21 protein-coding genes and 1 pseudogene are annotated in these 23,306 nt (G+C 41.4%); 15 read left to right on the forward strand and 7 right to left on the reverse strand.

Annotated features, from left to right (window positions below; translation table 11 throughout):
- Window positions 1-85 precede the first annotated feature (85 nt).
- Both HR060_RS17495 and HR060_RS17500 read right to left on the reverse strand, forming a co-directional pair.
- Complete coding sequence (locus HR060_RS17495) at window positions 86-1,345, reverse strand: Y-family DNA polymerase (RefSeq protein WP_174201577.1); 1,260 nt, start codon at window positions 1,343-1,345, stop codon at window positions 86-88.
- Complete coding sequence (locus tag HR060_RS17500) at window positions 1,333-1,746, reverse strand: LexA family protein (RefSeq protein ID WP_174201578.1); 414 nt, start codon at window positions 1,744-1,746, stop codon at window positions 1,333-1,335. Before HR060_RS17500 ends, HR060_RS17495 begins: the two co-directional genes overlap by 13 nt.
- Window positions 1,747-1,937: 191 nt before the next feature.
- Between HR060_RS17500 and purE the strand changes: the two genes are divergently transcribed.
- The 5 genes from purE to HR060_RS17525 all read left to right on the forward strand — a co-directional run bounded on the left by purE (window position 1,938) and on the right by HR060_RS17525 (window position 5,747).
- A complete protein-coding gene (gene purE, locus HR060_RS17505) occupies window positions 1,938-2,420 on the forward strand; it encodes a 5-(carboxyamino)imidazole ribonucleotide mutase (protein ID WP_174201579.1) in 483 nt (160 codons plus the stop codon).
- A gap of 28 nt (window positions 2,421-2,448) precedes the next feature.
- Window positions 2,449-3,609: a 5-(carboxyamino)imidazole ribonucleotide synthase gene (locus tag HR060_RS17510; protein ID WP_174201580.1), complete on the forward strand. Its 1,161-nt coding sequence runs from the start codon at window positions 2,449-2,451 to the stop codon at window positions 3,607-3,609.
- Between the two features lie 228 nt (window positions 3,610-3,837).
- A complete protein-coding gene (locus HR060_RS17515) occupies window positions 3,838-4,428 on the forward strand; it encodes a PepSY-associated TM helix domain-containing protein (RefSeq protein WP_174201581.1) in 591 nt (196 codons plus the stop codon).
- 9 nt (window positions 4,429-4,437) lie between these two features.
- The gene (locus HR060_RS17520; RefSeq protein ID WP_174201582.1) at window positions 4,438-4,911 is read left to right on the forward strand and encodes a DUF2271 domain-containing protein; all 474 of its coding nucleotides are present in this window, start codon (window positions 4,438-4,440) and stop codon (window positions 4,909-4,911) included.
- A 29-nt stretch (window positions 4,912-4,940) separates the two neighbouring features.
- On the forward strand, window positions 4,941-5,747 hold the full coding sequence (locus HR060_RS17525; protein ID WP_174201583.1) for a DUF4198 domain-containing protein: 807 nt from the start codon (window positions 4,941-4,943) through the stop codon (window positions 5,745-5,747).
- A gap of 45 nt (window positions 5,748-5,792) precedes the next feature.
- Here HR060_RS17525 and HR060_RS17530 read toward each other — a convergent pair whose 3' ends face one another.
- Window positions 5,793-6,569 (reverse strand): hypothetical protein, encoded by a 777-nt coding sequence (locus HR060_RS17530; RefSeq protein WP_174201584.1) that lies wholly within the window; start codon window positions 6,567-6,569, stop codon window positions 5,793-5,795.
- Between the two features lie 145 nt (window positions 6,570-6,714).
- Between HR060_RS17530 and HR060_RS17535 the strand changes: the two genes are divergently transcribed.
- Window positions 6,715-7,827, forward strand: a complete 1,113-nt coding sequence (locus tag HR060_RS17535) for a sensor histidine kinase (protein WP_174201585.1) — start codon at window positions 6,715-6,717, stop codon at window positions 7,825-7,827.
- Window positions 7,820-8,467, forward strand: coding sequence for a response regulator (locus HR060_RS17540; RefSeq protein ID WP_174201586.1), 648 nt, complete (start codon window positions 7,820-7,822; stop codon window positions 8,465-8,467). Before HR060_RS17535 ends, HR060_RS17540 begins: the two co-directional genes overlap by 8 nt.
- A gap of 6 nt (window positions 8,468-8,473) precedes the next feature.
- On the opposite strand, the gene HR060_RS17545 is transcribed toward HR060_RS17540, so the two are convergent.
- From HR060_RS17545 to HR060_RS17560, 4 genes are all read right to left on the reverse strand, one after another.
- Window positions 8,474-9,028 (reverse strand): DNA topoisomerase family protein, encoded by a 555-nt coding sequence (locus tag HR060_RS17545; RefSeq protein ID WP_174201587.1) that lies wholly within the window; start codon window positions 9,026-9,028, stop codon window positions 8,474-8,476.
- Between the two features lie 36 nt (window positions 9,029-9,064).
- On the reverse strand, window positions 9,065-9,538 hold the full coding sequence (locus HR060_RS17550; RefSeq protein WP_174201588.1) for a DUF494 family protein: 474 nt from the start codon (window positions 9,536-9,538) through the stop codon (window positions 9,065-9,067).
- Entirely contained in the window at window positions 9,531-10,658 is a 1,128-nt protein-coding gene (gene dprA, locus HR060_RS17555; RefSeq protein ID WP_174201589.1) for a DNA-processing protein DprA, read from the reverse strand. Before dprA ends, HR060_RS17550 begins: the two co-directional genes overlap by 8 nt.
- A gap of 130 nt (window positions 10,659-10,788) precedes the next feature.
- Window positions 10,789-11,895, reverse strand: coding sequence for a LysM peptidoglycan-binding domain-containing protein (locus HR060_RS17560; protein WP_174201590.1), 1,107 nt, complete (start codon window positions 11,893-11,895; stop codon window positions 10,789-10,791).
- A gap of 115 nt (window positions 11,896-12,010) precedes the next feature.
- Between HR060_RS17560 and def the strand changes: the two genes are divergently transcribed.
- The 8 genes and pseudogenes from def to HR060_RS17600 all read left to right on the forward strand — a co-directional run.
- A complete protein-coding gene (gene def / locus HR060_RS17565; RefSeq protein ID WP_174201591.1) occupies window positions 12,011-12,523 on the forward strand; it encodes a peptide deformylase in 513 nt (170 codons plus the stop codon).
- A gap of 20 nt (window positions 12,524-12,543) precedes the next feature.
- The gene (gene fmt / locus HR060_RS17570; RefSeq protein ID WP_174201599.1) at window positions 12,544-13,524 is read left to right on the forward strand and encodes a methionyl-tRNA formyltransferase; all 981 of its coding nucleotides are present in this window, start codon (window positions 12,544-12,546) and stop codon (window positions 13,522-13,524) included.
- On the forward strand, window positions 13,524-14,819 hold the full coding sequence (gene rsmB / locus HR060_RS17575; protein WP_174201592.1) for a 16S rRNA (cytosine(967)-C(5))-methyltransferase RsmB: 1,296 nt from the start codon (window positions 13,524-13,526) through the stop codon (window positions 14,817-14,819). The genes fmt and rsmB overlap by 1 nt, the downstream gene beginning before the upstream one ends.
- 13 nt (window positions 14,820-14,832) lie before the next feature.
- Window positions 14,833-16,209, forward strand: coding sequence for a Trk system potassium transporter TrkA (gene trkA, locus HR060_RS17580; protein WP_174201593.1), 1,377 nt, complete (start codon window positions 14,833-14,835; stop codon window positions 16,207-16,209).
- Between the two features lie 495 nt (window positions 16,210-16,704).
- The gene (locus HR060_RS17585; protein WP_174201594.1) at window positions 16,705-19,407 is read left to right on the forward strand and encodes a TonB-dependent receptor; all 2,703 of its coding nucleotides are present in this window, start codon (window positions 16,705-16,707) and stop codon (window positions 19,405-19,407) included.
- 66 nt (window positions 19,408-19,473) lie between these two features.
- Complete coding sequence (locus HR060_RS17590) at window positions 19,474-21,000, forward strand: tryptophan halogenase family protein (protein ID WP_174201595.1); 1,527 nt, start codon at window positions 19,474-19,476, stop codon at window positions 20,998-21,000.
- 54 nt (window positions 21,001-21,054) lie between these two features.
- Window positions 21,055-22,602, forward strand: a complete 1,548-nt coding sequence (locus tag HR060_RS17595) for a tryptophan halogenase family protein (protein ID WP_174201596.1) — start codon at window positions 21,055-21,057, stop codon at window positions 22,600-22,602.
- Window positions 22,603-22,890: 288 nt separating this feature from the next.
- Window positions 22,891-23,277 (forward strand): annotated as a pseudogene (locus tag HR060_RS17600) (helix-turn-helix domain-containing protein); the annotation flags it as partial.
- Window positions 23,278-23,306: the final 29 nt, after the last annotated feature.

Genomic DNA, 23,306 nt, shown 5'->3' on the forward strand with positions numbered 1-23,306 from the left:
ATCTACTCTCTTTGCTTTAACTACATCTAATATGGCAGCAATTTTAGCAAACCGTAGAAACGGCTAATAGCTGATTTTTTTATAGTTAATCACAAAGGATCTTAGGGATATCCTGCCAATGTGTTGTATAGCGTGGCGATAAAAAGTGCCTTTTCATATTCCATACTTGATGCTGACCTTGGCTCACCAACTTTAGCGTATCTTGGCCGTAACGCTGGTTAATTGCATCTAAACATTTCATCAACTCTGGTTTATCTTGGTTTTGACTAAATAAACTCAGTTGCATATTCGCTGTGGGGGCAAGTTCAATGGCACCCACACCTACCTTATAAAAACGCGTATTCGTGCGAAAAAGCTGAACCGCCATCACACTGACTTGTTGCGCTAAAATACGAGAGTCGGCCGTAGGCACTGAAAAATCGTAAATAAGCTGCTTTTTATAGTAGTTATCTTCATGCCTAGAACTCGCCGCAAAGACTAAGATGCGTTTAGCGACCGAACCTTGCTTGCGAAGCTTGCGCGCAACAATAACAGCATGATTGACCAAGGCCTCAACCAAAATAGCAAAGTGCATCACTCGTTGGCCAAAACTGCGCGTAGAATAAATTTCTTTTTTATTTTCTCTTACCGCATCCCAAGATAGGCAGCTAGTGCCTTGCAACTCTTGTACGGTGCGGGCAAGTACCACACTGAACTGTTTTTTGATCATTTTGGCATCTTGTTTAGCAAGATCAGCCGCACTTTTCATTCCCATTAGTTGTAGTTTTTTAGCTAACCGACTACCTACCCCCCAAACATCTTGCAACGCCATTTGCTGCAAAATCGCTTGACTATCTCGATCATTGTGAATAGCCGCGACCCCGTTAAACCCAGGTAATTTTTTAGCTGCGTGGTTAGCGGCTTTAGCTAAGGTAGGCGTTGGGCCAAATCCAACCCCAACGGGTAATTTCAATTCTCGCCATACCGCTTGGCGAATTTGCAAGCCGTAATCTGACCAGTTTTTAATGAGTAGCTGATAGTTTTGAAAGTGTAAAAAAGACTCGTCAATCGAATAAATATGTTGGTTATCGGCAAAGCGCCCGACAATATTCATCATGCGCTCGCTTAAGTCAGCATACAGCTCATAGTTAGATGAGCGAATCACAACATTGTGTTTAGCCAAATAATCTCGAACTTTGAAATAAGGCTGAAATTTAGGAATATTGAGCTTGCGCGCAATAGGACAAACCGCGCAAATACAGCCATCATTATTAGTTAAAACAACAACGGGTTTATCGCGAATACTCGGATCAAAGACTTTTTCAGCACTGGCATAAAAAGCAACGGCATCAACTAATGCATACATGCCACAAGCTCAGCCGCAGGCCTATGTAAACGAATAGAACGACTCACCACCCCTTCTAACTGAAATGTATCTTCGGCGATAACATTCACTGCGGGGAAGTTTTCTGATGCAGAAAGTAATCGATGGCCTTTTTTGTCTAAGATCTTACAAACAAAACAACCATTAAAATTAGCCACTATGACATCGCCATCTTTGACACTTTCAGCGCGATCGACCAATAAAATATCACCATCAAAAATACCGACACCTTGCATCGACTGACCTTTTGCTAGACCAATAAACGTAGCGTTAGGATGAGCCACCAACAACTGCTCTAACGACAAGCCTAACTCTTTATATTCAGCAGCGGGCGACTCAAAACCGGTAATACCTGCTTCAACATAAATAGGGATAACTTTCATAACCACACAACAAACACTGTTTACATATACAGTATTTTTATCGTATCTTGCGTATTTGTCAAATCAGTCGAGCGCAAAAAATTGTAACCGCGATTCCGTATTTCATATAAGCGGGTTATAATTGCTGATTAAACTTTAAATTTTGCCATTGTCCGGCGGTGATAATGGTGTTTTATAAAAAGGCGTTATTAATGAAAGTTGGTATCATCATGGGGTCAAAATCAGATTGGCCTACCATGCAGCACGCAGCAGAGATGTTAGATCAATTCAATGTAGCTTACGAAACAAAAGTTGTTTCAGCTCACCGTACTCCTCACCTATTAGCTGAATATGCAGAATCGGCTAAAGATCGCGGTATTAAAGTCATTATCGCAGGCGCTGGTGGTGCCGCTCACTTACCTGGTATGACTGCCGCTTACACAAGCTTGCCTGTATTAGGTGTACCAGTGCAATCAAAGGCACTAAGTGGCCAAGATTCTTTATTATCAATTGTGCAAATGCCGAAAGGTATTGCTGTAGGTACATTAGCTATCGGTACAGCAGGTGCGGCAAACGCAGGCTTATTAGCAGCGCAAATTTTAGGTACGCACGACGAAGCAGTAATGCAAGCAGTTGAAGCTTTCCGCGCAACTCAAACAGAAACAATTTTAGCTAACCCAAACCCAGCTGAATAAGCGGTTTAGTTTAGAGACAGTTTAATCAATGAAAAAAGTATTAGTTCTTGGCGCAGGCCAACTTGCCCGGATGATGGATTTAGCCGGTTCGCCGTTAAATCTTGATGTCAAAGCGTTCGATGTAAGAACCAATCAAGTTGTGCACCCTGTTGCACCCATTCATGTTTATGGTGACCTAGAAAACGGCATCAAAGAAGCGGATGTGATCACTGCTGAATTTGAACATGTGCAACACGATACATTAGCTATTTGTGAAGCGTCTGGAAAGCTTTTGCCAACCAGCACAGCGATTAAAACAGGTGGTGATCGCCGCTTAGAAAAAGCCTTACTCGAAGAGTGTGGCGTAGCTAATGCAAAACATAAAATCATTGAATCAAAAGCTGATTTCGACCAAGCCATTGCGACTTTAGATTTACCTATTATCTTCAAAAGTGCATTAGAAGGTTACGACGGAAAAGGTCAGTGGCGCTTAAAAGACGCGGCGCAAGCCGATGACATTTGGGCCGACATTGAAGACTTTATCGCACAGAGTAAATCATCTGTACCGCAAGGGGTTGTTGCTGAGCAAATGGTTCCGTTTGATCGCGAAGTCTCTTTAGTAGGCGTGCGAGGTCGCGACGGCCAAACAGCCGTTTATCCATTAACAGAAAATCACCACGCAGGTGGTATTTTAAGTGTGTCGGTTGCGGTTGAATCACGTCAAGAGCTACAAGCGCAAGCGGCTGAAGTATTCGATAAAATCACCAACAAATTAAACTATGTTGGTGTATTAGCAATCGAGTTTTTCCAAGTGGGCGATCAACTCTTAGTCAATGAAATCGCTCCTCGCGTTCACAACTCTGGTCACTGGACACAGCAAGGTGCTGATACTTGCCAATTTGAAAACCACTTGCGCGCAGTTTGTGGCTTGCCGTTAGGTAGCACTGCTATGGTTCGACCAACAGCTATGGTTAATATTTTAGGTGAAGACTCTGTCCCTAATGAAGCGTTAGCATTGCCTAGCTTAGCAATCCACTGGTACGACAAAGAAAAACGCGCTGGACGTAAAATGGGTCATTTAAACATCAACGGTAAAGATGAGTTAGAGCTAGCACAACGCCTTAACCAGCTAGCCAACATTTTAGATGCTGATGCCTTCCCTGATTTACGTGAATTTGCTGCGAACTTTTTAAACAAAGTATCCAGCTAAACTCAGCGATTAATTAATGTTAAAAGCCGTGCTAGTTGCTCAACTAGCACGGCTTTTTTATTGCCTTTTAAACACTATTGTTGCGACCAACAAATAACAACTGATAATCAATATCATTTACACTACCATTTAAAAAGGTATAATTTCGCCACAAATTAACCAGATAAACTATCCTGTTTGCCTGTTAGGGCAACCCAGAATAACGCTCTAATTCAGTAATTTACGCAAATGACCGCCGCCTTTTTAAAGTTAAATCGAACTATTCATTGGATGAGCTCAGCTTTTGGTTTAGCCACGCTGATTTTCTTCTCCATTACAGGGATCACGCTCAATCACCCAAGTTTTTTTGAAGCCGATAGCCAAACACAGGTTGAAGAAATTGAGATGAGTGAAAATTGGTTACGTGATTTTCATCAGCTTGAAGAGCAGGGGCAGTTAAATCATTTAACGATAGCAATTGATCAAAAATGGTCTTTACCCATACCGCGTAACATCGAACACGATGAGTATGAGTGGATCCTCGACTTTCAAAGGCCTGGTGGTTACGCCACTGTGATATTAGATGTAGAAACAGGCTTACTGACTTATGAAAAGACCTCTGATGGTTTTATTGCACTGATTAACGATCTGCACAAAGGCCGACACAGTGGCTTAGCATGGCAATGGCTCATTGATATTACCGCCGTCATTTGCCTGTTATTTGCAGTAACCGGGTTGATCATTCTTTACAAACACGCCAGACAGCGAACATCCACTTGGCCATTAGTGATCGCAGGCACCTTACTCCCTCTCATTATCTATTGGACACTCGTACCTTAAAGGAAGACTATGAAAAATATACTATTGGGCTTGGCCCTACTTCTATTTTTGCCTGTGAGCTATGCAGCAAAAGTAACAGCACAAATAACAATTCCCAAGCTCAATGTAGCTGAATACCACCGACCCTATGTCGCGATTTGGATCGAGAATAAAAAACGCAAACAAGTTGCACAAATCACACTGTGGCTAGAGCAAGAGAAGTGGCATCGTGATTTACGCAGCTGGTGGCGTCGAGGTGGTAAAAGCTTGAAATTACCTGTTGATGGCGTATCTGGAGCAACACGCAAACCTGGTCAACACACTGTCAGCCAAAGCATCGATTTACCAGCAGGTGACTACACCATCAACTTTGAATCAGTACGCGAAGTGGGTGGACGTGAATACATCAAAATCCCTTTCAGTTGGAATGGCGAAACGGTCAGTGTTGAAAAACAAGGTAAGACCGAGCTAGGCCAAGTTAGATTTACCATCGCACAAAATTAAAGACAGTCAGTCAGAAAAGGAATAATCAAATGAAGCCATTATTAACCAAAAGCTTACTTGTTATCACAAGCTTATTATTGAGCTCAGCGGCGCTTGCGCACAAACGCTGGATTTTACCCAACGACTTTACACTCAGTGATGCGGAAACCGTCGTTGCTGATTACAGTGCATCGAATAATATTTTCTACTTCGATAAAGCCATGCCATTAGATGAAGTAAAACTGATCGCACCTTCAGGAGAAGTAAAACGAATGGATTACCGCTTTATGTCGTACCGACGCGGTATGATGGCTTTTGATATTGATGAACAAGGTACATACCGCATTGCCGATGTAGGTGGTGTGAGTTATTTTCTTTGGTACAAGTTACCGGGACAAGAAGCTCCAATAAAAGACCGAGGTGAATTACAGCGATTAAAAGCGGCTATTCCTGCTAATGCAACCGATGTATATCTAACAAAAGGCACATCACGAGTAGAAACCTTTATTACATTAGGTGCGCCATCTGAATTAAAGCCTTCAGGTGTTGGTTTAGAGGTCGATTTTATTACTCACCCCAATGAATTTTATAGCGATGAACCTAGCGAGTTAAAGCTACTGATGGATGGTAAACCAGCAAAAGGTATCAAGATTGTTGCCGTTGGTGAAGGTACGCGTTATCGCGACAGCCAAGCAGAAGTGATCGTAACAACTGACGAACAAGGCATGGCAACATTTAACTGGCCAATGGCTGGGCGCTATCATTTGGAAGCTAAAATTGATGAAATGGTAGAAGGCTTTGATTACAACAACTTATACCATGGCTATTCATTAACGTTTGAAGTACAAGCACCTTAATGACAGTGAAATTAAGCCGCCAATTACGCTTGGCGGCTTGAGTTTTTATGCCAGCACTTGTTTGGCAGTGGCGCGCTTTTTCACCCCAAATTGCCTTCTGAATTTGTGATGACCAAATGTCACTAACATGGTACCGATAACACTAGGGCCTAACCAAAACACCATTCTCCATTGACCTGTGAAGCTATCAATATCGAGTAAACGCTCAGCACCTGTAACAGCAAAGGCAGTGACAGCAGCAATACTGGCACCAGAGATCGCTGAAAAGTGTTCGATAATATGCTCATTAACCAATACTTCTGACTTCATAACAAACTTGATATAACCTAAAGATAAGAACAAACCAATAAATGCAAAAGCTATATATAATGCTTCACCTGTTTGCAGACCAATATTTAATACCATTAAGCCTGTAATACCCGGCATGGCTAATTCCAACAAGTAACGAGGAGATTTTAAACCCACTCTATCTTGTCCAGCAGCGAGTACTTTTACACTATAACGGACTGCCACTAATACAATCGCAGCAATACTCAACAAAAAAAGGCCTTGGTTCACGTTCTCCTTAGCCCAAGCATCAGCATTGATATCACTAGGTAAACCATTAGGAAAAAACGTATTTTCAGGTACAAAAATAATCATCAATGCCATCGCAATACCCGTCCAACCGACCGTCATCATAGCTTTAATGAAAATCGAGCCAAATTTACGATGATTTTTATTGCCCTTACGAGTAAGGTAAGGCACTGCAAGTACTAATAAAGCGATGGTACCAGCAAGTATATGAAGTAATAAGTTAGCGTTGTAAGTCCAAGATAACATGATGCGTTCTCCGTTTGGCAAGTGTTACTCAAGTTGCACACAGTCTATTTTTTTATAGCCAAATCAGTCAGTCACATCTGTCATCAGTTTCAACTATGACATTTGTCACTAGCCAGCAAAGACGAAGTTAAAGAATAATTCCCACATGAAATTTGAATACGAAAATAACTCAATCATCACCTGCTTTTGTTCTTGGTTAGCAACGTGCATTGTCTGTATCGCTAGACCAAATGAACCAGAGACACTGTCATTACAGCTTGTATTGCATGGCATCATGGCCGTGTTAATTGCACTGACAATTAACCATGCTCACAATAAGCACGATGTTTGGCTAAGACCAGTTTGTATCTTAGGCCAGCTCTTTACTTTAATGGCACTTTTATATCTGACAGGTGAAGATATCGTGCTGATATACAGCGTTATGTTGTTAGCGCAATTACCTTATTTTTACAGCGGTAAAATACTGTTTTTATATATTCCTTTTGTCATGTTTTATTATGCCGCAGTCGAGCACTATCAATGGGGCAAAGCTTGGGACTTTTTAAGCCCAATGGTTTGGGGCACATTCCATTTATTTGCTTATATGGTGACCGTTCATGCAATTAAAGCACAAAGAGCAGAAGAGAAAACAAACCAAATGAATCAAGAGCTTATAGCAACACAAGCACTAGTCAAACAAACAACCGAGCAACAAGAAAGGCTGCGTTTGGCGAGAGAATTACACGATTCGGTGGGTCATCAACTCACCGCAATGACGATAAAACTCGATGTTGCTAGACGTAGCATAGGCGAGCAAACGCATTCACAACTCGATGAGCTTTATCAGCTATCGAAAGATCTATTAGACGATGTTCGTCAGGTCGTGTCAGATAACCGCTTACAAACAGGGTTAGACATTAAACAAGCGCTATTAGAGCTCACGCAAGCAACGCCAAAAATTCAATGTCACCTGCATATTGAAGCAGGCTTTGAATTACACAATGCAAATCTTGCACACCTAATATTACGCTCAACACAAGAAGCCTTGAGTAATGCATTAAAACACTCAAGTGCAGATACAGTGAACATTCACCTGGAGAAAAAACCTAGTCATATTGTGCTAGTGATCAACGATAATGGTCAGAACAAAAGTGCGTCATTTAATATGGGTAATGGGCTAACAGGTCTTCATGAACGCGTTGCTGAAGTTGATGGCAACTTAACCATTGAAGCCAATCACACTGGATTTGAAATAAGGATCAGTTTACCGCATGAGTAAAATTAAAGTGGCTATGGTTGATGACCAAGCTTTAATTAGAGAAGGTTTAAAGAGCTTATTGAGCCTATCGGATAAAATCGATGTTGTCAGTCAAGCCAGTGATGGTGAAGAAGCGATTGCTCAATTAAAATCTGGCTTAGACGCAGAAGTGCTATTACTCGATATTCGGATGCCAAAAGCGACAGGCATTGATGTATTGAAGTTTATGCAGGCGGAAAATATCAATATTCCCGCATTGATTTTGACCACTTTCGATGACCATGACTTAATTATGCAAGGCATGCAATCGGGTGCAAAAGGCTATCTTTTAAAGGACATATCACTTGAACACTTAGTCGATGCGATTGAAAAAGTAGTGGCAGGTGAGCTCGTCATTCAGCCGGCTCTAACTGAGCGTTTAATGCAAAGCTTCAACCAGCCAAACGAGTCGACAAAAGCCGAACTAGTTGAACCGTTAACCGACAAAGAATTGGAAATTTTGAAGTTAATCGCCAATGGCTTTGCCAATAAAGAAATCGCTGAAACCTTATTTAATGCCGAAGGCACTATTAGGAATCAGGTCAGTGTCATTTTAGCTAAGCTCAATGTTCGTGATAGAACCCGTGCCGTTTTAAAGGCAATTGAATTAGGGCTGTTTTAAAACTACTTATTGAAACTTGCCACATTTTTTATTGGCGCATTGCAACTTTTCACCGGCAGCCATATTGCGTTTGAGTAGTAATGGGTAGCCGCATTCGTTGCACTCGCCAGCAACCGGTTCATAATTAACAGCATATTTGCACTTAGGGTACTGATCACAAGCGTAGAAAGTTTTGCCGAAGCGGTTTTGCTTTTCGTGTAGCTCTCCCTTATTGCAACTGGGGCAAGGCGCACTGACTTTCTTCTCCTCTTCTTGCTGTTCAATATGATGACAGTCAGGGAAGTTTGAACAACCAATAAACATGCCATAGCGGCCATGCTTCACGGCTAATTCATGGCCGCATTCAGGACATTCACTGTCAGGAATGATTTGTTGCTGAAAGCTTTCAGCTTCAGCGTGAAGTGGGCGAGTGTAATCACAATCAGGGTAAGAGGCGCATCCAAGAAATGGGCCCTTTTTCCCTGATTTCATTAATAATTCACTGCCACATTTCGGGCAGGTGTGGAATTCTTTGTCTAGCGCATGTTGGTTTGCTGAAAACAGCGGGTCGTTATCTGACATTAGTTCTAGCGTTAACTCATCAATTAACGGCTAAGTTTAATGCAAAGGCCCTTCTGGTTCATCAAAAACTAACTCTTCCATCTGATTATAAGCCGTTTCGTGGCCAGGCACGTTAAATAGCACCATAAGCACAACCCATTTTAAATCGTCAAGAATGAAGTCGTTTGTGTCTAGTTCCATGACTCTGTCAATCACCATCTCACGCGTCTCTAGATCAAGCACGTTTATTTGCTCTAAGAACAACAAGAAACCTCTAGATTCAGCGTCTAAACGCATGGTTTCTTCTTCAGTGTAAATACGTGCCGAAACCGAAGCCGGTTTGGTTAAGTATGGGATCGCATCCGAGTTTTGTAAGTCAGCGAGCTTTTCTAACCAAGCAAGTGCTTTATAGATTTCATCCATCTCAAAGCCAGCTTTAATTAGCTCATCTGTAAGTTCATCGTGATCAACATAGACTTCAGATTCTGTATGAATATAGTTCTCAAATAAGTACATCAAAATATCAAACATATTCATCTCTCCTCGTTCTTACATAGCCACCGGAGACTGCAGCTATTAGACCTTGAAGCTCAAGCTCCAACAATCGGCTTAAAATCACATCAATTGGTAACTGACTCCGCGCTACCAATGTATCAACAGATGTGACTTCAAAACTTAAACTACCCAACAATGGATCAGATGTGAAGTCTTGAAGCGACTTTTTTTGTTGAAAATTTTGTGACGCCTCACTACTAAAGTTAAATGCCGCTTGAGGGTTTGTCCAGTTTCTAATCTCTTCTAATATATCGGCAGTTGTCTCAACCAATTTAGCGCCTTGCTTAATTAACATATGACAACCACGGCTTTTTGGATCATGAATACTGCTCGGTATCGCATAGACCTCTTTATTTTGTTCGAGGGCATAACGCGCTGTAATCAGTGACCCACTTTTAATGGCCGCTTCCACAACTAACACCCCCAGACTCAAACCAGAAATAATTCGGTTACGCCGAGGAAAGTGCTGAGCTTTTGGGCCTGTTCCGGGTTCGAATTCCGATATCAATAAACCAGATTCCGCAATTTGGTTTGCCATATTGATATGGCGTTTAGGGTAAACAATATCAACCCCAGTACCTAAGACAGCAATCGTATTGCCTTCAACAGATAATGCACCTTGATGAGCTTTGCCATCAATACCCGAAGCAAACCCAGAGGTTATCGTAAAACCTCGTGATGCGAGATCGGCGGCAAATTCAAAGGCGTTATCCAGTCCATAATGTGAAGCATTGCGCGAACCCACTAAAGCCATTTGCTGAGTTGCCAATAACTCGATATTTCCTCGGCAAAAAAGTACTTTTGGCGCCGCGGCTATTTCTTTCAGTAGACTTGGATATAAAGGGTGCTGCCAATGCAAAATGTAATTATCACTCATTGATTGCCAATTAATTAAATGCTCAATCTGTTGCTGGTTTGGCTTAGCGAGCTGCTGGGCTTGTTTTTTAGAAAGTCCAAGCGCTGTGAGTTCATGGCTGCTCATTTGGCAAAGTTCTGTGGTGGAGTATTGCGAAAGTAAGGTTTGTAAATCTTGGTACTTTAGGTATTTCACCTGGCTAAGCTGCAACCATTCACTGAGTTTTTTCACTTCGTCCATTTGCCCTCCTTATCTGTATGTCATTAACTTTAGTCAAACAATCAAAATTAACCACTCATAAGGACGTTAGTTTTTGGGGCAAAAAAAAGAGCCCATTCAGGACTCTTTTTCAGTCAATTACTGATGCTAACTACTGTGGCATACCAACGTAATCGTCAACACGTAAAACTTTTTCAGCTTCAGTGACTAAGGCATAGCTCACTTTGTCATAAACTTTAAATACGACAATTTGCCCTACTAGCTCAGTTGGTAAATCTAAGATTTGCTTGTTCTCTTCAAACTGATCTACAAATTTAGTAAAAGCACTGGCATCTTCTACATAAACAGGCAAACCTTCTTGCATCACCACTTGTGGGCTGCGGCTGTATACTCCCATTACATTACCTGTAGCTAAACCTTGCTCACTGCCCGCATCAATAATAACAACTTCTAATTTAGAAAATTCACGGCTTTTAGAGCTCGTTCCTATGATATTTGCAGAGATAACTTCAGCAGGAGGTGTTAATGTGTAGTTAGCTGGTAATGATTTATCGCTAAGTAGTGGCAATAAACGGTAACCTTGCTTGATTGTTTGACGAGAGTTTAGAATTTTCATCTTATGTGAAACTCTATCTTCATCAAGACGCATCACACGAGCCGTACCCGCAAGTTCTAATTCGTAGAATGCAACTTCACCAGTTTCAGCATTAGTTTCACCAAACTGGCGACTCTTAGTATAAATACCGTACATTTCATCTGGGCTTAAATTACCACCCGCGTAAATGGTATCACCTTCAATTTTGCGTTTAGTGTGCGTATCACCACCTAGTACCATAGGGGCATCATCATATTCCGGCCCAAGAAGAATACGTTCATAGCTTAAGTAAGGCGTAATTGTACTTAGTGGCAAAGTTTCTACAGGTTGGTAACGTTTAATCGTTGTACGTTTGGTAGGTGATACTTTGATAACATTAGAAGTGTTAGCAACAACCAATCTTGGCTGACCATCTGCGGTATAAACAAGGCGTAAGATATCACCTGGGTAGATGAGGTGCGGGTTGTCAATTTGCGGGTTGTGACCCCAAAGTTCTGGCCATTTCCATGGTGAATTGAGGAACATCGCGGAAATATCCCATAAGGTATCCCCTTTTTTGACCACATATTGAGTTGGCGCATCATCTCTTAAAGTTAGCTCGTCAGCAAAGGCAATGCCGACTGCTAGCAGAGAAATAAGCAGTGATTTGGCGATTTTAAGCATAACTACCATCCAAACTCGTTATTCCGAGCGTTATTATTATTTTATCTCTGTAATATTCATTACTAAATGACTAGAATTACAGCACATCCTTAGACAGTATGAAAGTTTTTAAATTATGTCAGTTTTAGAAGTACTTAAATTTCCAGACGAAAGGCTACGAACTGTAGCACAACCTGTTGCAGAAATAACCACCGAAATTGAAACTAATATCGAAGATCTTATCGAGACAATGTACGACGCCAAAGGTGTTGGTTTAGCCGCGACGCAAGTTGATATCCACAAGCGTATATTCGTTGCAGACTGTAGCGAAGAGTACAACGAGCCTTTAGTTTTTGTGAATCCTGAAATTACCGAAAAGCGCGGTGTAGAAGTTCATGAAGAAGGTTGCCTTTCTTTTCCTACTATTTATGCAAAAGTGGAACGCGCAGAATCAGTAACAGTTAAAGCATTAGATAAAGAAGGTAACGAGTTCACCATGGATGCTGATGGCTTATTGGCTATTTGTATTCAGCATGAACTAGATCACTTAAACGGTAAGTTATTTGTTGATTATTTATCTCCATTAAAGCGCCAACGTATCAAAGCTAAGCTAGAAAAAGAAGCTAAGCTAGCCACCCGCACTCGTTAATATCACCTAAAAGAGAATCTATCTTGGCTCTAAACATAATCTTTGCTGGCACACCCGACTTTGCCGCACGCCACCTATCTGCTCTACTTGATACTGAACACAATATCGTAGCGGTTTACACCCAACCTGATCGCCCTGCTGGTCGAGGGAAAAAGCTACAAGCGAGTCCAGTCAAACAAATTGCACTAGATAATGATATTCCGGTTTTTCAGCCAGAGTCATTAAAAGATGAAGCGGCACAAGCAGAGCTCAGCGCTTTAAATGCAGATATCATGGTTGTTGTAGCTTATGGCCTGCTGTTACCAAAAGTAGTATTAGACACGCCTCGCTTAGGTTGTATTAATGTTCACGGCTCAATATTACCTAAATGGCGTGGTGCCGCTCCAATTCAACGCTCAATATGGGCGGGAGATAAAGAAACAGGTGTCACCATAATGCAAATGGATGTGGGCTTAGATACAGGTGATATGCTGCATATTGAAAAAACTGCTATTGATGCAGCCGATACTTCAGCTTCAATGTATGAAAAATTAGCACAATCAGGCCCAGTTGCACTGATTGAATGTTTAGCTTTAATCGAGCAAGGAAAAGTAAACGCAGAACCTCAAGATGATGCCTTAGCTACTTATGCGAAGAAGTTGTCAAAAGAAGAAGCTGAGATCAATTGGCAAACAGATGCTGAATTTATTGAACGCTGCGTGCGCGCCTTCTCACCATGGCCGTGCAGCTACTTTTTACTAAACGATGACAAGGGTAAAGCCCAAACAATCAAAGTTCATCAGGCAAGTGTCCTTGCTAGTGATAATAAACGTCAGCCCGGTACCATTTTGCAAGCAGATAAAAACGGCATTGCCATCCAAACGAGCAAAGATGCTTTATTGCTACAAACTATTCAGCTACCAGGTAAAAAGCCAGTTTCAGTTGCCGATGCATTAAATGCACGTGCAGACTGGTTTAGTCTAGGTAAAAACATCAGCCTTAACGCAGAACAGGACACGTAATGAGTCAGAATAACACCCGCTACTTAGCGAGCTTAGTGCTTAAACGTGTCTTAGATGACAATAGGTCAATGACACAAGCGCTAGCTGAGTTACCAGAAGCATTATCGCCAAGCCAAAAAGGCCAAATTCAGGATTTTTGCTTTGGCACATTAAGACAACTTGCAAGATATTCTTATTACTTAAACCAGCTAACCGAACAAAAGTTATCAGCCGAACTCAACCCGATTCGCTATCTAATTGCGATTGGTATGTATCAACTCGACAGCGAACGTGTTGCCGATCACGCCGCTTTAGCAGAAACAGTTGATGCAGTTATACCTTGGCAAATGCCGAAAATGAAAGGTCTGGTCAATGCTGTTTTACGAAGCTATCAAAGAGAGCAAGAAAGCTTAGCGAAAAAAGCCGATGCAACAGGTTTGCAAGTGACATCAAGTCACCCGCAATGGTTGATTTCTAAGTTAAAGAAAGCCTATCCAAAAGGTTTTAAAAAAATCATCAAGGCGAATCTAGCCCATCCACCTTTTTGGTTACGTGTTAACACTTTAGTTAACTCTGCTGAACACTTTTCAGAGCAACTTAAACAAGCTGATATTGAATTTAGCCAAGATGATGATGCTATTTTACTCGAGCAAGCCATTGCAGTAGATAAGTTACCTGGCTTTGCAGAAGGTAGCTGTGCAGTGCAAGATAAAGCCGCACAGCAAGCGGCAAAGTTACTCAATGCACAAGCGGGTGAAAGGGTATTAGATGCGTGTGCAGCACCGGGCGGAAAAACAGCCCATATACTCGCCGCGAGTCCAGATGTAAAAGAAGTTGTAGCGCTAGATATAGATGCAACACGATTAAACCGAGTCGCTCAAAATTTAACGCGCTTAAAAGCAGATGCAAACTTAATTGCAGCTGATGCCAGTGATGATAAATGGTGGGACAAAGAGCAGTTTGATCGCATCTTACTTGACGCGCCTTGCTCTGCAACAGGTGTGATTCGCCGTCACCCAGATATTATGTATTTGCGCCGTGAAACCGATATTGCTGAGTTGGCTAAGTTACAAAAGCAAATTCTCGATAATTTATGGCCAATGTTGAAGCCCGGCGGCACATTGCTTTATGCAACCTGCTCTGTGCTACCTGAAGAAAACAAACAGCAAATCACTGAGTTTTTACAGCAACACAAAGATGCTAAGCTAGCGCCTATCTTTGATAGTGAAACCGCAAGTGATCCAGGTTGGCAAATTTTCCCGGGTAACAAAAATATGGATGGTTTCTACTACGCTAGGCTAGTTAAACAAGCATAATAAGAAGAACAATATGAAGATCATTATCTTAGGTGCCGGTCGAGTGGGCCGAACGTTGGCAGAAAACCTAGTGGGTGAAAAAAACGAGATCACCATAGTCGATTCTCGTTCATCTAGGTTGAGCGAATTAAGGGATAAATATGATCTTCAAGTTGTGCTCGGCCATGCTTCTCATCCAGGAGTGTTGCAACGCGCAGGGGCAGAAGATGCAGATATGATCATCGCAGTAACCAGTAGCGATGAAACCAATATAGTAGCCTGCCAGATTGCCTATAGCTTGTTCCACACTCCAACCAAAATTGCCCGTATTCGCTCACAAGAATATATTACGTTCCGCCAAGAGCTATTTAAGAACCATGATATTCCGGTTGATCATATTATCGCGCCAGAACAATTAGTCACTAAGTACATTAGGCGCTTAATTGATTATCCTGGTGCACTACAGGTTATGGCATTTGCCAATGGCAAAGTTTCTCTCGTTGCAGTTAAAGCCTATTACGGTGGTTTGTTAGTTGGTCACGCTTTATCTGCGCTAAGGGAGCACATGCCTCATGTAGATACGCGTGTTGCAGCTATTTATCGTCAAGGCCGCCCTATCAGGCCAACAGGCACGACGATTATTGAAGCCGATGATGAAGTATTCTTCGTCGCAGCAACCAAACACATCCGCGCGGTAATGAGTGAGCTACAAAAACTGGAATCGAGTTATAAACGCATCATGATTGCGGGCGGCGGTAACATAGGTGCAGGTCTTGCTAGCCATTTAGAAGATACCCACAGAGTAAAACTAATTGAGCGTAATCAAGACCGCGCTGCCTACCTTTCAGAAACGCTAGAAAATACCATTGTTTTTGCAGGTGATGCTTCAGACCCTGAATTACTGACCGAAGAGCACATAGACCAAGTTGACGTCTTTATAGCCGTTACTAATGACGATGAAGCCAATATCATGTCAGCCATGCTAGCTAAGCGTTTAGGTGCCCAAAAAACCATGGTATTGATTCAACATGGCGCTTACGTTGACTTAGTACAAGGTGGCGAGATCGATATCGCTATCTCACCTCAACAAGCAACCATTTCAGCACTGTTAACTCATGTTCGTCGCGGTGATATTGTTAATGTTTATTCACTTAGAAAAGGTGCAGCTGAAGCGATTGAAGCGATAGCACATGGCGATGAAACCACTTCGAAAGTTGTGGGTAAAACCATCTCCGAAATTAAATTACCGCAAGGTACAACGATTGGTGCAATCGTTCGACAAGATGAAGTTATCATTGCCCACAGTGATACCAAAATTGAAACTGATGACCATGTCGTCATGTTCTTAGTTGATAAAAAGTACATCACAGAAGTAGAACGCTTATTCCAACCCAGCGCATTGTTTTTCTAAAAAGCGGTTCACTCAATATATTAAAAAGCACTCCATCGAGTGCTTTTTTTGTATCTAGACTCACTGAAATAGCCAAATAGTTCTAAAAGAACATTAAATCTCAGCCAAATTTTCCTCACAATACCACATGACCACCAGTCACAAATAAAAATAAAAACCATATATATCAAGTACATAATTAAAAATAAAACATGAATCACATTAAATCACCTCGAATCAAGACTCAAAATTCCTCCCTCTCTTAATTTGCTCCTGCGGTTGTGTTGTAGCTTCCGCTGGGTTCCCGAATGGGTACTCATTGATTATGTATTTCTGTAGAAAGTTATTGAGGGGGGTTGTAGCCCTGAGATAACGCAAAGGGATAACCAGCTGTTTTGGTTATCTCTTTTTTCACTTTGCTGTTGTTGTAGGCGGCGAAGAGAAAAAGGTGCCCTTAGGGGTAATTATAAAAACAAGTTCCAATAACAACAAAATACAAACCGATCAGGGGGAAGTATGTCTTCTTTACGACTCAATAAAATCACACAAGCCATGGGCTTAGCAGCTCTAATGGGCGCTTCAGTTTCTGCGCCTGTTGCTTTCGCAGCAGAAGCAGCAGCAGATGAAGATGTTGAAATAATTCAGGTCCGCGGTATCCGCGGTTCTCTAAAAGAATCAATGAATACAAAGCGTTTCTCAACAGCAACTGTAGATGCTGTAAACGCTGAAGATGTGGGTAAATTCCCAGATCAAAACGTTGCAGAATCACTAGGTCGTATTCCTGGTGTTGCAGTATCTCGCCAATTTGGTGAAGGTTCTGCTGTTTCAATCCGTGGTGTGTCTAACGACCTAACATTAACAACACTTAACGGCCAAAACGTGGCTTCTGCTGGTTGGTACTCACAACAACCAATAGACCGTACATTCAACTACTCTATGCTTGCACCAGAGATGATTGCCGGTATCGAAGTATACAAATCATCACAAGCAGACCTTTTAGAAGGCGGTGTGGGTGGTACTGTTATCGTTAAAACACGTAAGCCACTAGATTTAGACCCACTGACAGCTTTTGCAACGGTTAAAGGTACATACGGCTCGATCTCCGAAGAAACTGATGCAAATATTTCAGCTTTAGGTAGCTGGAAAAATGAAGAAGAAACTTTTGGTATTTTATTAGCCGTTAGTTCTAATGAATACACGCTTGAACGTCGTGGTGTTGAAAACGCAATTGCTTGGGGTGGCCGAAGTGGGCTTTCAAACATCATGCAAGAGCGTAACCGTGAAACAATTGACTTCGTGGCACAATGGGCGCCTACAGACGAACTAGATATGAGCTTCCAATACATGAACATGGAATTAGAGGCTGATAATACTAATACCGCTTTGTGGTTACCTGCGGATATGTCTAACTGTACAAACCCTGTAAACAGCAGGCCAAATGCGACCGGTGAATCTTGCGTTAACACGCTGGAGTGGATTCAAAGTACAATTGGTATTGATCAAAATGACGATGCATTCGCTGCACCTACAGGCAATCGTAACGCAGCTGCAATGCCTCAATATGATACTCGTCCACGTTTCGCAACGATGGAAACTGAGTTATTTGCTTACGAACTAAGTTATCAAGCTGACGGCGCTAAGTTTGACTTCCAAGTGGGCTACTCAAAAGCAACAGGTGGTACAAATTTTGAAACAAACGTCGGTGTTCTAACAAACCCATTTGATAATATTGGTAGTACGACTGTAAATAGCAGCGGTACTAAGCTCAATGGTCAAGAAACCGCGAATATTGACTTCCCAGAAGCAGGTGAGTACTTCAGCTGGGAAGGTTACGCAACTGGTGCCGCAATTAGTGAACCACGTGAAGATAAAGAGTCTTACGTACAAGGTGATGTAGAATTTGACGTTGATTTAGGCGCAATTACTTCAATAAAAACGGGTTTCCGTTGGTCTGATCACGAAGTATCGGTAGATGCTTTTGCCGGTAACTTTGGCGACTATGACAATGTTGCGCAAGGTCCAGATGCGGCTTACTTTGTAAATGGAACATTTAACGCTGGTACTAACGACGAACTAATTCCTAAGCCTGATGTTGCGGCTATTATGGATTGGACAAACAGACATTTAAAATCTTTCGACCAACGTCGTGCCGGATATGCAGGCTTAACTGAAGAGAACATGTCTAGCTATATCATGGCTAAGTTCGAAGGTGATGGCTTCCGCGGTAATTTCGGCTTCCGTTATATTGATACTAAAGTCACAGGTGAATCATTTGCCGTTGATGCGGCCTTTGTTGATGACGTAACAGATGGTTTAAATAACACTTATACCACAGATATTGATACCCTGACACACGATTACAACGACACTTTACCAAGCTTAAATATCGCATTTGATGTCCGTGAAGATCTAATTGTTCGTTTCTCTGCGGCAGAAGTTATTTCTCGCCCTAAATACGACGATATGTTCACAAACCAGTCATTATCTGGTTTAACAGATACTAATCCTGATAACCAAGTTGCTACAACAGGTTCAGTTGCATTGAGTCCTTTCAAAGCAGTTCAAGGGGATTTAGGTATTGAATACTACTACTCAGAAGACAGTATGTTTGCGGCAGCAGTATTTATGAAGTCAATTCAGAATTTCCATACCTCTAGCCAATCAGAAAATCAATCAATCGGTATCATCCCATCAGTTGGTGAAGATAACTGGACGGTTACAACCAATGTTGATGGAGATGGCGGAAGCGTTCAAGGTCTAGAACTGCAATTACAACACGCATTTGACAATGGTTTTGGTGGTGTAATCAACTACACATATGCAGACTCGAAGGCAGATAGTACAGACAACTTCATCGATGGTAACGATGTATTGTCTGACACATCTGAAAACTCATTAAACGTTGTTGCTTATTATGAGACAGATGTTTTCTCTGCACGTGCAGCATATAGCTGGCGCTCTGAGTATATGATCCGTGAAGGTTCTGGCTTCTATGGTGACCGCGAGCATGATGCATTCGGTACATTAGATTTGAGCGCATCTTACAACCTGAACGAAAATATCACATTCACATTTGATGTTGTGAACGTGTTAGAAGAAGACAGTGTTCAAAAAGGTGCACACCAAGAGAACACAGGTACTCAGTTTGATTCTGGTTACCATGCTTACGTCTATCAAGGTGAAGCTCGCTACTCTATTGGCGCACAGTTCCGTTTCTAAACGATATTGCTAGAAACGCAGTTAAAAGCCCAGCATAAGGCTGGGCTTTTAAAATAAGAGGTCGACATGAAAATAAAAAAAATAGTCATACTAGGAGGTGGAACCGCAGGTTGGATCACAGCTAATCATTTAGCTAAAAACTTGCAAAACCAAAAAGGTATTGAGATTACCTTAATTGAAAACCCAAATATTCCAACCATAGGTGTTGGCGAAGGTACAGTGCCATTGATGAGGGAAACCCTAAAATCATTCGGTATTCGCGAAACAGAATTTATCACTGAATGTGATGCTACATTTAAACAATCCATCAAGTTTGTTAATTGGATGGATAAAAAGACCCATAGCCAGAATTACTATCATCACTTATTTGAATCGCCTTTTCCCTTTGAAGATGATTTAACACCTTACTGGCTGCAATTCGGTCAAGACAAAACACTTGCTGAAACCGTCTCTTTCCAAGCCGATTTTTGTGATGCGGGTAAAGCACCGAAACTCATCACCAACAGAGAATACGAAGGCATCAGTAGCTACGCTTATCATCTTGATGCGAAGAAATTTTCCAAGCTATTAGCTAAAAATGCGACCGAAAAACTCGGCGTTAAACACCTACAATCGAATATTGTAGATGCCGAGCTAGATGCAAGTGGTGCGTTAACCCATTTGATCACAGAACAAGCTGAAAACTTAGCTTATGACTTTTTTGTCGATTGCTCTGGCTTTAGCGCGACATTAATAGAAAAGAAACTCAATATTGAAACCGTCAGTAAGTCAGACGTGTTATTGACGAACAAAGCAATAGCAGTACAAGTACCTACAGAGCCTGATAGACCTATACCACCCTATACCATATCAACAGCTCACCAAGCTGGTTGGATTTGGGATATTGCACTGACCGAAAGAAGAGGCACTGGCTTTGTTTACTCAGATAACCACATCTCTGAAGACCAAGCTTATAGCAAGTTCGATAAATATTTAGTTGGCAAATTAGCCGAGTTATCGCCTCGCAATATAGATATGAAAATTGGTATTAAAGAAACGCTCTGGCACAAAAACTGTGTAGCCATCGGTCTATCACAAGGTTTTGTTGAACCATTAGAAGCGACAGCCTTATTACTCACTGATTTTTCAGCAAGACTGTTAGCAGAAAGGTTTCCAATCGAACAAACACTTGTACCCATTATGGCTAAGCGCTTTAACGAAATAATTGGTAACGCTTGGAATAAAACCATAGATTTTGTCAAATTGCATTACTGCTTATCTGATAGAACTGACTCGCAATTTTGGATTGATAACAGAGATCCACTAACAATCCCAGAATCGTTACAAGAGCGCTTGCTAACATGGCAGCATTATTGTCCAAAAGATTCTGATTTTGATTCAAAAACAGAATTATTTAACGTTGATAACTATCTCTACGTGATGTTCGGAATGAACTTTAAAACTAAGGTTCAACCTTTGGACAACCAGTACATTTCCCTTGCAAAATCACAGATCAATGAAGTGGCAATGGCATCAAAAGAGTTCACAAATAAACTCCCGATGCACCGGGATCTAATCAACAAAATTAAAAAATATGGTCTTAGTACAGTTTGATACTGCGATATTAAGTAATTAAGCCTAATTACAACTAGATAAAGGTTTCTACAGATGCGAAAACAGATTTCCAAAGTTATCGTCTTAGGCGGTGGCACCTCCGGCTGGCTCAGTGCTGCACTGTTAGCCAGCTCTTTTAAAAAGAATGCTAGAAACATTGAAGTTCACCTTATCGAATCAGAAAACATCGCCACCATAGGTGTAGGTGAAGGAACCTTTCCTACGATTCTAAATACGCTTCACGACATCGGCTTATCTGAAAAAGAATTCCTATCAGCTTGTGATGCAGCCTTTAAACAAGGGGCTGAATTTAGAAACTGGTTATATGATCCTGCTGAAAAAGCACACGCTTATTATCACCCATTCGATCCACCTGCTACACCAAAAGGGATCAATCTGGCATCACAATGGTTGAAGCGCAACAAAGACGATCTGAACAAGAGTTTTAGTCATGGAGTGACATTACAGGCGCACTTGTGTGATAAGAATCTAGCGCCTAAACAAGGTGATACCTCCGAATATGAATGGCTCGCTAAATACGCTTACCATTTAGATGCTTCTAAACTTGGTGAATTAGTGAAAGAACACTCGATAAATAAACTAGATGTCAAGCACACCTATGCCGATATCGAACAAGCAAGCCTTGATGACGAAGGCTATATTGATCATCTTATTGCAAAAAATGGAGAAACCTTCCCTGCTGATTTTTTCGTCGATTGCACAGGATTCAGAGGCTTACTTATTTCGCAAACTCTCGGTGTACCTTTTGTTGATAAAAGCAAATACCTATCGGTCGATTCAGCTGTCACTCTTCAAGTGCCTTACGAATCGTCTCGTCAAAAAATAGCGACCCATACCATATCTACAGCGCAAGAAGCGGGCTGGATTTGGGATATCGGATTACAAACACGTCGAGGGTGTGGCTATGTGTACTCATCGAAGCACACATCTAAAGAAAGAGCCGAAGAAGTATTTAAACAGTATTTAGGTATTGAAGATCAGGAGCTTGAGTTAAGACATATTCACTTTACCTCTGGCTACCGCGAAAAATCATGGCATAAAAACTGTGTTGCTAACGGTTTTGCCAGCGGTTTTGTTGAGCCATTAGAAGCGACAGCAATTGCCATGGTTGAAGCAGGCGCGCGTTCATTAGCAGCCCGTTTCCCTGAAACACGAGAGGCAATGGAAGTTAGGCAAAAGCAGTACAACGAAATTTTCGTCAACCGCTGGGACAACATCATTGATTTTATTAAATTGCATTACTGCCTAACTAAGCGCACTGACACTGAGTTTTGGCGCGAACAAACCATGCCTGAAAACATTCCAGGTAGCCTATTAGAAAAGCTAGAAGCTTGGAAACACTATGCCGTATCTGAGGGTGATTTCCCCAATAAGTATGACATTTTTGGTCTAGCCAGTTGGCAATACATTCTCTACGGATTAGAGTTTTATCCTAAGTTTGTTGAATGTGCCGATATACCGGAAGATTTCATTGATAAAGCATTAGCTTCGATTCAGATAATGGCAACTAATGCGCATCGAAGCTTACTCAGTAATAGAGATACGATTAATAGTTATAAACAAACAGTCAAGTTTGTTTAGGACATGCCACTCTTTGCTTTCGGTTTCAAGTATTAAACTAACTAAGGAGCTAAGGTGATAGTGTTCCACTTAAGGAGAAGAGATAAATGAAACATCTTAGAATACACTCAGAACTCATATTACTATGGTGAAGCACGTTACTCATTAGGCGTACAAGTTCGCTTCTAAGCAATTAGTATTTTTATCCAAAGTTGAAAGTAAAAAGCCCAGTTAAACTGGGCTTTTTTTATATTGTTGACCCGTCCTGAATAAGGTTGACACTTTTCCAACTTCAATTTGGAGAAGATAATGAAACCAATAACTAAGCGTACACAAAAAGATTATTCACTTGCCTTTAAACTATCTGTCGTTGATAAAGTAGAAAAAGGCGAATGTACTTACAAACAAGCTCAAAACCACTATGGAATACAAGGGGCTTCAACCGTTTTAACTTGGCTTCGCCGATATGGTCAACTAGATTGGAGTAAAGGTACTCCCAATCATATGAATGAGCTTCCCCTTATGTCTAAACCCAATGATTTAACACCCGAGCAAAAAATCAAAGCCCTCGAAAAAGAGCTAGAAGATACCAAGATAAAAGCACAATTCTTTGAAACGATAGTCGATGTACTTGATAAAGATTTCGGAGTACGTATCACAAAAAAGCAACGCAACGCGTTATTGAAGAAAAAAACATAACCAAGCTATCTGTCAGTAGAGCTTGT

Source organism: Marinifaba aquimaris (assembly GCF_013328345.1).
Classification (GTDB): Bacteria; Pseudomonadota; Gammaproteobacteria; order Enterobacterales; family Alteromonadaceae; genus Marinifaba; species Marinifaba aquimaris.

Coding starts and splice junctions, on each gene's coding strand:
- HR060_RS17560 (WP_174201590.1), bottom strand. CDS start 11,895: ATGCTTAAAATCGCCAAATCACTGCTTATTTCTCTGCTAGCAGTCGGC.
- HR060_RS17545 (WP_174201587.1), bottom strand. CDS start 9,028: ATGTCAGATAACGACCCGCTGTTTTCAGCAAACCAACATGCGCTAGAC.
- dprA (WP_174201589.1), bottom strand. CDS start 10,658: ATGGACGAAGTGAAAAAACTCAGTGAATGGTTGCAGCTTAGCCAGGTG.
- HR060_RS17540 (WP_174201586.1), top strand. CDS start 7,820: ATGAGTAAAATTAAAGTGGCTATGGTTGATGACCAAGCTTTAATTAGA.
- HR060_RS17585 (WP_174201594.1), top strand. CDS start 16,705: ATGTCTTCTTTACGACTCAATAAAATCACACAAGCCATGGGCTTAGCA.
- HR060_RS17535 (WP_174201585.1), top strand. CDS start 6,715: ATGAAATTTGAATACGAAAATAACTCAATCATCACCTGCTTTTGTTCT.
- purE (WP_174201579.1), top strand. CDS start 1,938: ATGAAAGTTGGTATCATCATGGGGTCAAAATCAGATTGGCCTACCATG.
- def (WP_174201591.1), top strand. CDS start 12,011: ATGTCAGTTTTAGAAGTACTTAAATTTCCAGACGAAAGGCTACGAACT.
- HR060_RS17500 (WP_174201578.1), bottom strand. CDS start 1,746: ATGAAAGTTATCCCTATTTATGTTGAAGCAGGTATTACCGGTTTTGAG.
- HR060_RS17550 (WP_174201588.1), bottom strand. CDS start 9,538: ATGTTTGATATTTTGATGTACTTATTTGAGAACTATATTCATACAGAA.
- HR060_RS17510 (WP_174201580.1), top strand. CDS start 2,449: ATGAAAAAAGTATTAGTTCTTGGCGCAGGCCAACTTGCCCGGATGATG.
- HR060_RS17495 (WP_174201577.1), bottom strand. CDS start 1,345: ATGTATGCATTAGTTGATGCCGTTGCTTTTTATGCCAGTGCTGAAAAA.
- rsmB (WP_174201592.1), top strand. CDS start 13,524: ATGAGTCAGAATAACACCCGCTACTTAGCGAGCTTAGTGCTTAAACGT.
- HR060_RS17525 (WP_174201583.1), top strand. CDS start 4,941: ATGAAGCCATTATTAACCAAAAGCTTACTTGTTATCACAAGCTTATTA.
- HR060_RS17590 (WP_174201595.1), top strand. CDS start 19,474: ATGAAAATAAAAAAAATAGTCATACTAGGAGGTGGAACCGCAGGTTGG.
- HR060_RS17595 (WP_174201596.1), top strand. CDS start 21,055: ATGCGAAAACAGATTTCCAAAGTTATCGTCTTAGGCGGTGGCACCTCC.
- HR060_RS17515 (WP_174201581.1), top strand. CDS start 3,838: ATGACCGCCGCCTTTTTAAAGTTAAATCGAACTATTCATTGGATGAGC.
- HR060_RS17520 (WP_174201582.1), top strand. CDS start 4,438: ATGAAAAATATACTATTGGGCTTGGCCCTACTTCTATTTTTGCCTGTG.
- HR060_RS17530 (WP_174201584.1), bottom strand. CDS start 6,569: ATGTTATCTTGGACTTACAACGCTAACTTATTACTTCATATACTTGCT.
- trkA (WP_174201593.1), top strand. CDS start 14,833: ATGAAGATCATTATCTTAGGTGCCGGTCGAGTGGGCCGAACGTTGGCA.